This is a genomic window from Enterococcus sp. AMC1157 (assembly GCF_058216555.1).
In genome coordinates this window covers 2,534,186-2,547,936 of the sequence record NZ_CM177099.1, presented here as the reverse complement: position 1 = coordinate 2,547,936, position 13,751 = coordinate 2,534,186, and the positions used below count along the sequence as shown (strand labels likewise).

The window sequence follows — 13,751 nt, the reverse complement described above, 5'->3', positions numbered from 1 at the left end:
ATTGTACTCCTACCTTTATTGAAAAACAACCGTTCTTACTTATAAGCAAATTGTGTTTGGTTCTTGACTTTATCCAGTTGAAGTTAGAGGAATACTTGATTTTGTCTGTTTCCTTTATCCCAAGAAGGACAGAAATGGAAGAAAAAAATTCCTTATCATGTAAGAGCTGAGCGATCTCACACAACAAGGAAATTTTAATAGACTAATTTTGATTATGAAGGGTAATTTTCTTTTTAGGTTTATGATTATAGCCCAGCAAGGTTTGCTCAATACTTGCGTACAATTCCCCTACTGGTTCGCTGGATAGAACGAAGGTTAAGACAATGCTACCAACTAAAACAATGATTGCTGTCGAAGCATTAAAAGGAAGACTTTGAACATTTAAACCACGTAAACCTTGAACAATAAAGCCATGTAAAAGATAAGCAACTAAGGTATAGCGTCCATTCTCTGTATAAGGTTTGTGCTTAGCCGGTACCAAAGCAAAGAAAGCGAGAATTCCCACCCAAGCTAATACAAAGGTGACAATCCGAACGAATCCTCCCCATTCTGGAAAGTTTAAAAAATCTTCGTAGGGTTTGGAACCAAAGAACATATATTTATCCCAAATATCAACCATTTGAATCACGGCATAAATAACTAGAAAACCCAAACCTAAGAATTTTTTATATTGCCATTGTCTAAATTTCTCAACTTCTTCCGGTTTTAAATAATAACCGATTACAAAGAAAGGTAAAAAGACAAAAGTTCTTTGCAAAGTCAATTCTCTGTTAAGAAATGGAATGTAGCCCACTAGTAAACTCAATAATATACTCATACTTATTCCTACTTTTGGAGGTACTTTCTGGAAAAAGTACAAAGTGATTTGCCAGAAAAACGAACTAATCAAAAACCACAAGGACCAATTTGGGATATGTAGTTGAAAAGAAAAACTTTCTCTAGCTCCTGTTAGCAAATAGAAGAAGGTATATATCCATTGGAAAAAAAGGTAAGGTAAAATAAATTTTTGAAAACTCATCCGGACTTGATCAGCTTTTTTATAGTCGAATGATTTTGCAAAATATCCCGATATTAAAATAAAAGCTGGCATATGAAAAGTATAGATAGAAAAATAGAGATTTTTACTCCATGCTGACTGTTCAATAAAAGGTTGTAGTAGATGTCCAAATACGACAAAAACCATTAAAAGAAATTTCGCATTATCAAAATAAGGATCACGAAATTTTTGTTTCATCTTGACCAACTCCTCTCTCTTATATTATACAGAAGAACTATTTCAAACTAGTAACAATATGATAAAACAAATTAACATTTCTTGATTTTATATTATTTGTATTATATCATGCAATACAAAGAGGTGAATACAATGATTTTTGAAATTGATTCTTTAGGTTCTGAACCTATTTATAAACAACTTCGTGATCAAATTGTTTTGGCGATTGCACAAAATCAGATAACTGCGGGAGAGTTACTCCCCTCTGTTCGTTTGTTAGCCGAAGAATTAGGCGTAAATCCAATGACTATTTCTAAAGCCTACAATCTACTAAAAGATGAAGGCTACTTAATTACGGATCGACGAAATGGCACGATTGTGGCACAACAAACAACTTTTGATCACACTGCTGAAAAAAATTATCAACATCAACTTGCTTTATTATTAGCAGAAGGCTTTTTACACAATCAATCCAAAGAAGAAATATTACAAGATGTTGACAAGTATCTGACCCACTATTCGAAAGGACGAGAAGAATGAAAATTGTTTTTATTATTTTATTGTTTTTTGTTTATTTTATTCAAGCGTTTACTTTAAGTTTAGCTGGAAAACCCAATAAACAAGTCATTTTAGAAAATACTATTGAAAAAGAATATTTACAACAACCTGAAATTTTAAGTCTTTCTCAAAAATACAGCCATACAATGTTTGGAATTGCTGGAATTTTTAGTGTACTAACTCTAGGAATCATCTTTCTAAATTACGATTCACTAATTATGAGTGCTTTTTGGTTTTTCCTCCTCACCTCCACACTAACTATGTTTCTGACTGAAATTAAGTATATTCGTAAAATGCGTGATTTACTTGCTAAAAATAGTTGGGGAATGACCATCCAGCCCGTATTAGTTGATACAAAATTAGTTATGCAAAAAAATAAAAAAATCGTGTCTGCTTGGTGGTTCCTTCCACCCACCCTATTTTGGTTACTTGGTAGTAGTTTTGTTCTTTATTTTACCCCTATCGAAGGTGGACTCATTTTATTTCTCGTCAGTGGCTTGACTTTGGCATTTTCGATTGGTGGTTGGTATTTTGTGAGTAAATTACCTGTTCGACCAATGACAAATAATCGAGAAATCAATCAGAAAGCGAATGATCTAACAAAACATCATTGGTCCTTTATGATGATTACAATTGGTTGGTTCATTCTGCCAATCCTTTTTATTCCAACGATGAGCTTATTACAATCCGTTTTGCTTGAAACGATTTTAACAGGCATCATTTTTGTTCTGCTCACTGGATATCTGATTTTTACTTTTTGGTATCTATATTCTTTAAGAATCAAACAAGATGAGTTATTAAAAACTGCCACAGGTTATCGTTATTACGGAGACGACGAATACTGGCGCTTTGGCTTTTACATTAATCCTAATGATACTCGTTTTTTTATTCCCGATCGAATTGGTTTGAATATGGGAATCAATCTTGGAAGACCTATCGGAAAAATTTTAGCTGGACTGACGGCTATTTTACTTTTCGGTGTATTATTGGCAACCTTAATTCCTTTTTATCTTTACGATTTTTCCGATAATGCTTTTCAACTGAATCAGACAGAAACCACGGTAACGATTTCTGCTCCATTTACTAGAACCGTCACTATTGACTTAGAAAATATCAGAGAAGTAACACTTGTAGATGAACTTTCAGCAAATCGACAACGAAACTTTGGTACAGCTACCGATAACTACGCGACAGGACATTTTACTGTAGAGGGTCGACCAGCAAATCTGTATGTTGACTACCACTCCCAGCCGATTCTTTTTATTCGGACAAAGGAAAGAGACTATTACTACACAAATAAAAATTCGGCAAAAACAATAGCTACTTATGAAGAACTCACTAAAAAACTAGAATAAGGTTGGTGCTTACCATGAACGATTTACAAATCCTCAAAGAATATTTACCCTTTTTAATTCCTTTGATTATTTTACAATTAATACTCGCTATTACTGCTCTCTTGCATGTTTTAAAAAATCCTAACTATCGTTTTGGAACAAAACCGATGTGGATTGTCATTGTCTTACTTTTTCAAATTGTCGGACCTGTCATTTATTTTGCCTTTGGGAGAGGTGACAGTTAGTGAATATTCTAGAAATCAAACAACTGACGAAACAATTTGGGAATCAAGCCATTTTGAAAAACTTGGACATGAAAGTTCCCGAACATGCGATTTTTGGTTTTGTTGGACAAAATGGTGCTGGGAAAACCACGACAATGAGATTGATATTAGGCTTATTAAAAGCTGACAGTGGTCGCATTTCAATCTGCGGAGAAGAAGTCACTTACGGCGAAACTAAGACAAACCGTTCTATTGGCTATCTACCCGATGTTCCTGAGTTTTATGACTACATGACACCAAAAGAATATTTGTTATTATGTGGGGAAATCACAGGCTTATCCAGGACTGAGACTCTTTCAAAAAGCGAAGACTTGTTAAACTTAGTCGGACTAAAAAATGAAGAACGAAAAATAAAATCCTTTTCCCGTGGAATGAAACAACGATTAGGAATCGCTCAAGCTCTACTTAACGAACCAAAATTATTGATTTGTGACGAGCCTACTTCCGCACTTGATCCAATCGGAAGAAAAGAAATTCTCGATATCTTGTTGGCAATTAAGGGAAAGACAACCGTCATTTTTTCTACTCATATTCTTTCAGACGTTGAAAGAGTTTGTGATTATGTCGCTTTTTTACACAAAGGAAAATTAGTCCTACAAGGTCCTCTTTCAGAAATTAAAGCCCGAAACAATAGTAATAGCTTTTCTATTGAATTTGCCAATGAGTCACAATTAAGTCGATTTGTGCAATCCAAAAAATTAGCCGCTTTTCCTTCAGAGATAGTCCGAAATAAAAATACCTTAACCATTCGCTTTGAGAATACACAACAAGACGGACTTTTTTTGGTAAAACTATTGTCTGAGCAACAAATCGTTCCTTTAAAATTTGAAAAAATCGAGACTTCTTTAGAGCATTTATTTACGGAGGTGGTTCAATGAGACACTACTATGCCTTTTTAAAAAAAGAATTACTTGAAAGTCTACGAACCTTTAAGTTATGGATTATGCTTCTGATTTTTGCTTTGTTTGGTGTGATGAATCCTTTAGTGGCGAAACTAACACCCACACTTGTCGAATCCTTTCTTCCGCTTGGGGATCAAGTAACCATTCCTGATCCCACAGCCTTTGATTCTTGGGGACAATTCTTCAAAAATATCAATCAAATGGGCATTATCATAACTCTATTAATTTTTAGTGGTGTCTTAATTTCTGAACTTGCTAAAGGAACGCTTATTAATGTTCTGACAAAAGGTCTGTCCCGTAAAGCGGTCATTCTTGCAAAGTTTACTGCTGTTGCATTGATTTGGACAATGAGTCTAAGCCTCTCATTCCTTATTACTTGGGCTTATAATAGCTATTTATTTCCAACGGATGCTGTCAATCATTTATTTTTTTCTGTTTTATGTATTTGGTTATTCGCCCTCTTATTAATTTCAATTTTACTTTTTGCTTCCACCCTCACCAACACCATTTATGGGAGTTTAATCATTGTTGGAGGAGCCTTTATCCTAGGGCTATTATTAAATATTCTACCTAAGTTAGAAAAGTTTAATCCTTTATCATTAGCAACAAAAAATATGGATTTACTCGTTGGAACAGTCGAACCTTCTGATCTTTTAATCGCAATTGGGATTAGTTTGTTGCTACTAGTTATTTTCAATCTTTTAGCTATTCTTATTTTCAATAAGAAACAAATTTAATATCACATAAAAAATCCCCATCTTCAATTAAAGAAGATGGGGATTTTAACTCCGGCAGTAGGACTCGAACCTACGACATCATGATTAACAGTCATGCGCTACTACCAACTGAGCTATGCCGGAATAACTATATGTATAATAGCAATTTTTCATCAGTGAATCAAGCACTTTTTTTAGTTTTTATTGTTATTTTTTATGGAATTTGAAGATGAATCATAGTCATTCGAAAGATAAAATTTATCCCGTTTTATCACCGTTTTTTAGTTTCATCTAAAATTAAAAACTCCACTCGAATTTTTTAATCAAATTAGTTATGATAATAGAGAACTATTTTGCTATTCAATCAAGGAGGGATTTTATGACAATTAATATACGTGACTATCAAACAACTGATTTACCAGCAATGTGTCAGATTTGGAATCGCATTGTGGAAGATGGTGTTGCTTTTCCTCAAGAAGAATTCTTGACCGTGGAAAGTGCAGGTAAATATTTTGCAGAACAAAGTTACACTGCCGTAGCTGAAGAAGAACAAGATATTCTTGGTTTGTACATCCTTCATCCAAATAATATTGGTCGCTGTGGTCATATTGGCAATTCGTCTTATGCCGTTGCTGCCAATCAAAGAGGTAAAAAAATTGGCGAGAAGCTAGTAATAGATTCGATCCGACAAGCCCGTCTACATGGCTTTAGCCTGTTGCAATTTAATGCAGTGGTTGCTTCAAATCACGGGGCCATTCATTTATATAAAAAATTAGGTTTTACTCAATTAGGAACTATTCCAAAAGGATTCCGCTTAAAAAATGGTAGTTATGAAGACATTCACCCCTTTTATATTGAAGTATAAAAGGAACTGCGACATAAGTAAAAAGACAAAAATATCTGAACAAAGAAAGATTTTCGTCAATTCTCTATCCTTCTAATATTTTACTATTAAACCACTTATGTCGTAGTTCTTTGAATCAGTTTTGTAATATTTCAAAACTTTTTTATTAGAGTGTTTCAAACCATTCTTTTGCCTTGTTCAAAACTGTTTCTGTTATTTCATGACCCTTTACCCAAGTGACGGTTACATCTATATTCATTTCTTTTAAGAGAAGCAGGAATTTTTCATTTTCTACCATTGGGACAATTGGATCTTGCTTTCCCATAGAAACAAACAGTTTCATGTCAGATAAGTCTTGATTTTTATCGATTTCGAAAGGATAGAGTGGAGCCATCAGAACACCTTTAGTAAATTGGTAATCAGGGTGTAAAAGAATATGTGTTGCCATATTGGTACCATTTGAAAAACCTACAAAAACAACTTCAGATAAACTAAATTCATATTCCTTGCTTGCCTCTTTGATGAATCCAACTAACTTTCTCGCATTCTCTTCTAAATTTTCAACATCATAAATTCCTTCTGATTTACGCTTAAAGTATCGTAGCGCCCCATTTTCATTCACAGTTCCACGAATACTCAAAATATTATAGCCTGTGTCTAGATACTCTGCTATAGGAAGCAGGCTCTGTTCATTTCCCCCTGTTCCGTGTAACAAGATGATTGTTTTATTTCGCTGATGACCTTCTAAAAAAATATGATTCATAATATCCCTCCTACTTTGGTCTTTCTATAGTAAAAATATTCCCTAGGCTAGCATAATCATTCCCAGCTAATCGACTCACCGGATTTAATTTCTCTGGTAATACATAGGTGTCTTGATTAACTGATTCATTGATATGAATATATTCGACTCTGAGTAAAAATAAATCTGCAATCATCTTTGTATCATCATCTTTAATGGGGATATGTTGATACAGGGATAATTCGTAACGGATTTTACTTTCTTTAATCCCTGGCGGTTGAACCACAAGACTCTCAACAGCTGTTAAACCACTCGCAGTTAATTCACTTTCACCATATTTGAAAGACGCAGCTGTTATGTTGACAGCTTGTACAGTTTGTTCATCCACAATATGGCCAACCGCTTCTCCCATGTTTAAAATGTTTCTAGCGGTATCTTTTTTTTCACCATTTTTCCGCTGTATGGATACCATCAACAACGGTGGATTATAGGATACGATATTAAAAAAGCTAAAGGGTGCTAAATTTATCTGATTATTTTCTGATAAGGTACTTAGCATTAAAACGGGTCTTGGAATAACTGAGCCAATTAATAATTTGTACATTTCCTTTTGAGTTAATTCACTTGCTTTGTATGATAACATGTCTCATTCTCTCCTAATCGAGCTTCGGTAATATCTTTTCTAGTTCTTTTCGGCTAGTTTCATATTCTTCTGGTAGCATCAGTTTTTCACCTACGGATTCTCTAGATTCATCCACATCAAAACCTGGACCATCTGTGGCAAATTCAAAAATAATGTTGCCAGACTCGGGCATGTAGATAGACTTGAAATATTTACGATCCTTGACTTCTGTTACACCATAGTTATGATTCATAAAGTAATCTTGCCATTCTATAAGTTTCTCTTTTGTTGGAACTGACCAAGCAATATGATGAACCGTCCCTATTCCAAAACGGCCGGGATAAGTTGAAACCTTGGGAATAATCACACGATGTTGCTCTTTTCCAATAGTTTCTAACACAACGTACTTGTCATCTTCAGTAACCTTCCTCAGTCCCATGTGTTCTGACAATAGCTTGATTGTTTCCAATGGTTTATTCGAATTTAAAACTACACCATAAAAACCTAAAATATCCTGTGAATTTGAATTTTGATTGCTTTCCACTAATGCTAAGTCTAATGAATGCACGTCTTGGAATTCCAACGTTTTATTTGCGAATAACTGACTTTCTGAATAGTGAATGTTATGGTCGATTAATCTAGTTTTCCAATAGTTTATGGTTCCTTTAGGGATACTAAAAGCAATACGACCTACCTGACCACTACCTTTTTGTCCTTTATTATGATTTTCCCATGGAAAAAACGTCATAATCGTTCCATCATCAAGGGCGCGGTTAGCAAAATATAAGTGATATACTCCTGGATCATCAAAGTTAATTGTTTTCTTAACTAGTTTTAAGCCTAAAATATCTCGGTAGAAATTTAAATTTTCTTGTGCTTTTCCAACAATCGCACTGATATGATGAATACGTTTAATAATTTCCATCTTTATTCCTCTTTTCTTTGTCCCAAACCGTATTGAATGGACGAACTTGACTTTCAATAATTTCACGCTGTGGTTCTAACTTTGGTGGTAAAGACAAAGTTTCACCTAGAGAATCGTATGGTTCGTCTTGCATGAAACCCGGTCCATCCGTTGATAGTTCAATTAAAATATGTCCAATCCGAGCATATAAAGCGCCAAAATAGAATCGATCGACTAAACCCGAGTTAGGTAACCCCATCTTTTGGTATTTTGTAAACCATTCGTTTAAAGCATTCTGATCTTTTACTCTAAAAGATACGTGATGAACCTGACCATAACCTTCAAGCGCCTGTCTACTCTTTTGATCGTTTCTTAAAATGACTTGACCTCCATGCCCACCTTTTCCAACTTCAAAAATAGCATAACTTTCTTTATTTACTATTTGTTTCATATCGTATACATTTGTTAATACTTGTTTGAAATCATTATAGTAGCTTACAGTTATTTCGATTGGTCCTAAACCATAAATAGCGTATTTAGCAGGTACAGGACCTTCTTTCCAAGGAATCCCCCCTTCTATCCCTTGATTATTTTCATCTGAAAATAGTTGATAGTATTGCCCGTCACTTTCTTCGAAGGGTAAAACTTTTACTTTAGTATCAAAGAGTTCTTGAATACCTTCATGTTTTACACCATATTTTTCAAATCTCCCTACATAATATTCAAGTGCCTCGTCGCTAGGTACACGTAAACCTACTCGACTAATTGAATTTGTTCCCTTAGAACCTTTAGGAATTTGAGGAAAATCGAAAAAAGTCATATCCGTTCCCGCATTTCCTTCATCATCTGCAAAAAAAGTATGGTAAGTATGAATATCATCTTGATTGACCGTTTTTTTAACTAAACGCATTCCCAATATTTCTGTAAAAAACTGATAGTTTCGTTCTGCACTATCTGTTATTGCTGTAACATGATGAATCCCTAATAAATTTGACATAATAATTACCTTCTTTTTTATAATATTTTTATATATTTCGAATTCGAAATATAATTGAAGTATAGAACTATACTTTTTATGTGTGACCATTCATTTTTTTCAATAGTCTTTTCATTTCAACAAGTTCTTCGTCATCAAGCCTATCAAATAGGCTTAAAATCGTCCGTTCATGTTTTGGAAAACTTTCTTTCATTAACTGATATCCTTCATCCGTCAAATCAACATAAGTAATACGTCGATCAACCTTATCCTGAACTCTTTTGACCAACTCTTTTTGACACAGTTTATCAATAATATAGGTTGTGCTACTATTCGCAATCAAAATAAGTTCTTTAATTTGCTGCACTTGTAGTTTACCTCTGTGAAATAAAACTTCCAAAACGGTAAATTCATTAACGTTTAGACCATAATTTTTAACATCCACTTTTACAGCTTTATTCAAACGGTCATTTGTCCGTTTAATCCCAACAAATGTTTTTAAGGCTTCTTCAGATCTTGTCATGGTCCTCCTCCTTTATTTCGATTTCGAAATAAATATATCAAATCACTTACTTTTTGTCAATAAATAGGTGTATGATTGTTTTTTTAATCATACAAGTCTATATGGAACTTACACGTCTACATGACTTTAACCTATTGCACTTCAATATAAAAAAGCAGTGACCACTTGTTGGCCACTGCTTTTTTACTCAATTTTCTAACTCCCTGTCGAACCATAATGTTTACGCGCTTTTCGCCAAATGGAAATAGTGGGAATCACAAACAAATACGCAAATACAGGAACAAAAGCATAAAAAATATTTTGACTTTTTCCTAAAAGATAAAGTAAAGGATAGTATTGAATCAGAGCCAGTGGAATCACATAAGTTAAGAATTTTAGTATCGACTCCCCATAAAAAGAAAAAGGTGCTTTTCCAAATTCCTTTGTTCCATCCGTTACAATATTAAAAAACTCCAGATTTTCTGTGGTATAAAAACATATTGAACCATAAATAATAAATAAACACGTGTAAACAAAAGCACCTGTTAAAACTAAAAAGATTAAATACCAAATCGGAATGGCTGGTAGTTGTGATAAAACAATTCCTAGTGTTAAAAGCGCCACTAAAAAGCGACCAATCCGCGTAAATTCCATCGTCATCATAAAAATTTGTCGAATTTCTGAAATCGGTCGAACGATCGCTCGATCAAATTCACCACTTTGAATCATTCCTCCAAGAGAATCAAACCCTCTGGCAAAACATTCTGCTGTGGCATAAGATAAGTTAATAATCGCTCCAGCCAGTAATACTTCATTTCGATTAAACCCCATCACGGCAATTCCAGGTGGCATTAAAAAGACAATCGAAATTAAACTAGTCGCGGCTACACAGGCTTGTCCAAAAGCAACAAAGAAAAACGACGTACGATATTGTAACTGTCTGCGTAGATGCATACTAAAAAATTTAAAATATAGTTTCATCCTCCAAATACCTCCAATTTTCGTAATTCTGAAGAAACCATTTGGTAACCAATAATCACTAAAATAATCAACCAGATTACTTGAAAGAGCAAAGTCGAAAGAATGGAAATATTTCCCATATACATTAGAAAGGGAGCTGATTTAATGCTATAAAAGAAAGTCCTTGTCAAAATTGTTTGCAAAACTGGTGGGAAATAAGCGTAAGGAATATTTCCTCCATCCAAAAAATCAAAAAGTGACAGAAATAAAATTCTAACACCCATCGCCTGTTTACTTTTCATCACTAAAGCAACCATAATATTTCCAATAGCTAACTGCGTCAAAAAAGACAATATTAATGAGCATAAGAAACCTATAAAGAAGATACCACTTGCTGGAAGTCCCATTCGATAAGGTTCTGGTAATAAAAAAACAATACAAAACAATGGTGTTGCCCGAAGAATAGTTCTTGATAAACGATAAGCTCCATTTCGAACAAACCATTGAAAATAAATATTTTGAGGTCTTAAAATTGCATACTGCACATTCCCCGTTTCAATTTCTTGAAACAAGCTGCCATCCATGGTCCAAATCGCATTCATTGCTATAAAAGCCTGATTCATCCAAAAATAAGTGGCAATTTCTGCTGCTGGCATAGTATTTTGACCCAATAGCTGAAACAAAGTAATCAACAGAAAGCCCCATGCCAATTGCGTCACGATACCAGACAAAGCCGCTCCTCGATACTGTAATCCAGCGTTCATTCTGAGTTTAAATAACGTCACATATCCCATCATACATGATACTCCTTATACAAATTAAGAATGACATCATCAATCGTCGTGTTTAACACTTCCAACTGATCAATCTGCAACGACTGTTGTAAAGTACTAATCACCAAAGCTAAATCTGTTTCAATTTGTAGCAAGGCTGATTCTTGATCCGATTCCAAAATTGTATAGCCAGAGTGTTCTGTCAATTCACCTTGAAAGCGTAATTGAATTTGTTTTTTTGCCCCATAATTTTTAACTAGATCCACAAGTTGTCCATCATATAAAATTTCGCCATGACCAATTAAAATTACTCTAGATACTATCTGTTCAATATCTTGCATATCATGAGTAGTTAGAATTACCGTTGTATGGTATTTATGATTGACATGTTTAATTAGCTCACGGACTTTTTGTTTTGAATGCGCATCCAATCCGATTGTCGGCTCATCTAAAAATAACACTTTCGGATTGTGGAGCAAGGCTGCCACAATATCACAACGTACACGTTGCCCTAAACTTAATTGACGAACAGGTCTTTGAATAATATCTGCTAATTCAAATAAATCAACAAATTCTTTCAATCGTTGCTCGTATTCTTCGTTGGGAATCTTATAAATATCTTTTAATAATTCATACGAATCTCCCACTGGTAAATCCCACCACAATTGAGAACGTTGTCCAAAAACAACCCCAATTTGCTGTGCATGTTGCTTTCGTTCTGTGAATGGATCTAAACCATTAATTCGTACTGTTCCTTGATCTGGATACAAAATTCCTGAAAGAATTTTTATCGTCGTACTTTTTCCCGCTCCATTCGGTCCAATGTAACCAACCATTTCTCCTTCTTGAATGTCTAGAGAAATCTGTTCCAATGCTTTGACATGACGATATTCTCGTTTAAAAAATGAAGAAACAGCATGTTTAAATCCTGCATTTCTTACGGGAACTCGGTATGCCTTTGAAATGTTTTCTAGTGTAATCATGATTGTATGCCTCCTTTCAATTATAAAAAAAGAGTCATGACAATCACACAGCGGACTCACAATGAAACATTCTAACAAAACATAATTAAAAAGTGAAGAAGAATTTTAAATTTTTTGATTATTTTGATATTGAGTGTTGTTTATCAAAGACTCATACTGCCCAGAAAGTTAAAATATTGGAGACACAAAAAAAGCTATAAACTCTAATGGAATAGGTTTATAGCTTTTTTATTAAGAGCCACCTGCCGGGCTTGAACCGGCGACCCCCACCTTACCATGGTGGTGCTCTACCAACTGAGCTAAGGCGGCATTTAGTTATTTAACACAAGTATTAGAATACCTAATTTGACTATGAAAGTCAATACAATCTTGGCTTTTTTGTAGAAAGAGAAAAGAAGCTCCTTATCCCTTTCTACTCAATAACCGAAACATTTTAATCAATTAACGATAGTAGCTCTTCAGGTTTTTCAATTATCTCGGCTGCACCTGCTTGAGACAATTCTTTTTGACTACCAAAACCATATAACACACCAATACTATCAACACTATTTATTTTTGCACCTAAAATATCGTGTTCTCGATCACCAATCATTACAATCGTTTCTTTATCTTCCAATGTAGCATTTCTAAGTGCATAGGCAATCACATCGGCCTTAGCTATTCTCAATCCTTCTAAATCTGCACCATAAATTCCTGTAAAGTATTCAGTAAACCCAAGATGCTCTAAGATCTTTTTAGCAAAAAACTCTGGTTTAGAAGTTGCTAAATAAAGCTTTTGATTTTTAGATAATTCAGTTAATGTTTTTTCTATTCCATCATAGGGTTTAGCTTGATAAATTCCTTCTTTCGAATACAATTCTCGATAATAGGTCACCGCAAGAGTCGCATTTTCTTCACTTAAACCAATACGTTCAAAGGAATCCTGTAGTGGTGGACCGACAAAGGTTTTTAACACCTCTAGCGGAAGCTCTTCTTTTACTAGTTTTTTCATAGCATAGTTAATTGAATTAAAAATTCCTTCACTAGAATCAATGATTGTTCCATCTAAGTCAAACAAAATATGCGCTTTTTTCATATTGTATTCATCCCCTTTTCTTTATTTTAAATGATATTTCATTGATACAAAAGGAAAATCGTACAAAAAAAGAGATAGCAATATTGCTATCTCTAAGACTCCGGCAGTAGGACTCGAACCTACGACATCATGATTAACAGTCATGCGCTACTACCAACTGAGCTATGCCGGAATATTTACAGCGTGGCGACGTCCTACTCTCACAGGGGGAAACCCCCAACTACAATCGGCGCTAAGAAGCTTAACTTCTGTGTTCGGCATGGGAACAGGTGTATCCTTCTCGCTATCGCCACCACACTATTTGATTTTCAAGTGATTGCTCACTCAAAACTGGATGATAAAACATGAATCAAAACGTTCTTC

General features: G+C 34.4%; 16 protein-coding genes, 3 tRNA genes and 1 rRNA gene. 6 read left to right on the top strand and 14 right to left on the bottom strand.

Translation table 11 applies throughout. The annotated features are described in order from the left end of the window. Nucleotides 1–202 precede the first annotated feature (202 nt). Nucleotides 203–1,234: an acyltransferase family protein gene (locus tag AC4BBX_RS12445; protein ID WP_490454132.1), complete on the bottom strand. Its 1,032-nt coding sequence runs from the start codon at nucleotides 1,232–1,234 to the stop codon at nucleotides 203–205. Between the two features lie 132 nt (nucleotides 1,235–1,366). On the opposite strand from AC4BBX_RS12445, the gene AC4BBX_RS12440 reads away from it, so the two are divergent. The 5 genes from AC4BBX_RS12440 to AC4BBX_RS12420 are packed head-to-tail and all read left to right on the top strand — an operon-like array spanning nucleotide 1,367 to nucleotide 5,028. After that, on the top strand, nucleotides 1,367–1,753 hold the full coding sequence (locus tag AC4BBX_RS12440; RefSeq protein WP_490454131.1) for a GntR family transcriptional regulator: 387 nt from the start codon (nucleotides 1,367–1,369) through the stop codon (nucleotides 1,751–1,753). After that, entirely contained in the window at nucleotides 1,750–3,126 is a 1,377-nt protein-coding gene (locus AC4BBX_RS12435) for a PH domain-containing protein (protein WP_490454130.1), read from the top strand. Before AC4BBX_RS12440 ends, AC4BBX_RS12435 begins: the two co-directional genes overlap by 4 nt. Nucleotides 3,127–3,140: 14 nt before the next feature. Next, nucleotides 3,141–3,350: a PLD nuclease N-terminal domain-containing protein gene (locus AC4BBX_RS12430; RefSeq protein ID WP_490454129.1), complete on the top strand. Its 210-nt coding sequence runs from the start codon at nucleotides 3,141–3,143 to the stop codon at nucleotides 3,348–3,350. Next, nucleotides 3,350–4,267, top strand: coding sequence for an ABC transporter ATP-binding protein (locus AC4BBX_RS12425; RefSeq protein ID WP_490454128.1), 918 nt, complete (start codon nucleotides 3,350–3,352; stop codon nucleotides 4,265–4,267). Before AC4BBX_RS12430 ends, AC4BBX_RS12425 begins: the two co-directional genes overlap by 1 nt. Continuing rightward, nucleotides 4,264–5,028 carry an ABC transporter permease gene (locus AC4BBX_RS12420; RefSeq protein ID WP_490454127.1) on the top strand — a complete coding sequence of 255 codons (765 nt, stop codon included), beginning with the start codon at nucleotides 4,264–4,266 and terminating at the stop codon, nucleotides 5,026–5,028. Before AC4BBX_RS12425 ends, AC4BBX_RS12420 begins: the two co-directional genes overlap by 4 nt. A gap of 49 nt (nucleotides 5,029–5,077) precedes the next feature. Here AC4BBX_RS12420 and AC4BBX_RS12415 read toward each other — a convergent pair. Continuing rightward, a tRNA-Asn gene (locus tag AC4BBX_RS12415) sits at nucleotides 5,078–5,151 on the bottom strand. A 235-nt stretch (nucleotides 5,152–5,386) separates the two neighbouring features. On the opposite strand from AC4BBX_RS12415, the gene AC4BBX_RS12410 reads away from it, so the two are divergent. Beyond that, nucleotides 5,387–5,872 (top strand): GNAT family N-acetyltransferase, encoded by a 486-nt coding sequence (locus AC4BBX_RS12410; RefSeq protein WP_490454126.1) that lies wholly within the window; start codon nucleotides 5,387–5,389, stop codon nucleotides 5,870–5,872. Between the two features lie 145 nt (nucleotides 5,873–6,017). On the opposite strand, the gene AC4BBX_RS12405 is transcribed toward AC4BBX_RS12410, so the two are convergent. The 12 genes from AC4BBX_RS12405 to rrf form a co-directional block, all read right to left on the bottom strand. Beyond that, a complete protein-coding gene (locus AC4BBX_RS12405; protein ID WP_490454125.1) occupies nucleotides 6,018–6,614 on the bottom strand; it encodes an alpha/beta hydrolase in 597 nt (198 codons plus the stop codon). Between the two features lie 10 nt (nucleotides 6,615–6,624). After that, nucleotides 6,625–7,236, bottom strand: coding sequence for a flavin reductase family protein (locus AC4BBX_RS12400; RefSeq protein ID WP_490454124.1), 612 nt, complete (start codon nucleotides 7,234–7,236; stop codon nucleotides 6,625–6,627). 13 nt (nucleotides 7,237–7,249) lie between these two features. Beyond that, nucleotides 7,250–8,140, bottom strand: coding sequence for a VOC family protein (locus tag AC4BBX_RS12395; protein WP_490454123.1), 891 nt, complete (start codon nucleotides 8,138–8,140; stop codon nucleotides 7,250–7,252). After that, the gene (locus tag AC4BBX_RS12390; protein WP_490455814.1) at nucleotides 8,127–9,122 is read right to left on the bottom strand and encodes a ring-cleaving dioxygenase; all 996 of its coding nucleotides are present in this window, start codon (nucleotides 9,120–9,122) and stop codon (nucleotides 8,127–8,129) included. The genes AC4BBX_RS12395 and AC4BBX_RS12390 overlap by 14 nt, the downstream gene beginning before the upstream one ends. A gap of 70 nt (nucleotides 9,123–9,192) precedes the next feature. Further along, the gene (locus tag AC4BBX_RS12385; protein WP_490454122.1) at nucleotides 9,193–9,618 is read right to left on the bottom strand and encodes a MarR family winged helix-turn-helix transcriptional regulator; all 426 of its coding nucleotides are present in this window, start codon (nucleotides 9,616–9,618) and stop codon (nucleotides 9,193–9,195) included. A 195-nt stretch (nucleotides 9,619–9,813) separates the two neighbouring features. Then, nucleotides 9,814–10,578 (bottom strand): ABC transporter permease, encoded by a 765-nt coding sequence (locus AC4BBX_RS12380; protein ID WP_490454121.1) that lies wholly within the window; start codon nucleotides 10,576–10,578, stop codon nucleotides 9,814–9,816. Then, on the bottom strand, nucleotides 10,575–11,354 hold the full coding sequence (locus tag AC4BBX_RS12375; protein WP_490454120.1) for a hypothetical protein: 780 nt from the start codon (nucleotides 11,352–11,354) through the stop codon (nucleotides 10,575–10,577). Before AC4BBX_RS12375 ends, AC4BBX_RS12380 begins: the two co-directional genes overlap by 4 nt. Continuing rightward, the gene (locus AC4BBX_RS12370) at nucleotides 11,351–12,313 is read right to left on the bottom strand and encodes an ABC transporter ATP-binding protein (RefSeq protein ID WP_490454119.1); all 963 of its coding nucleotides are present in this window, start codon (nucleotides 12,311–12,313) and stop codon (nucleotides 11,351–11,353) included. Before AC4BBX_RS12370 ends, AC4BBX_RS12375 begins: the two co-directional genes overlap by 4 nt. Nucleotides 12,314–12,549: 236 nt before the next feature. Further along, nucleotides 12,550–12,622 (bottom strand) — tRNA-Thr (locus tag AC4BBX_RS12365). Nucleotides 12,623–12,746: 124 nt separating this feature from the next. After that, entirely contained in the window at nucleotides 12,747–13,388 is a 642-nt protein-coding gene (locus AC4BBX_RS12360; protein WP_490454118.1) for an HAD-IA family hydrolase, read from the bottom strand. 98 nt (nucleotides 13,389–13,486) lie between these two features. After that, nucleotides 13,487–13,560, bottom strand: a tRNA-Asn gene (locus AC4BBX_RS12355). Between the two features lie 9 nt (nucleotides 13,561–13,569). Further along, nucleotides 13,570–13,685 (bottom strand): 5S ribosomal RNA (gene rrf / locus AC4BBX_RS12350). Nucleotides 13,686–13,751 lie beyond the last annotated feature (66 nt).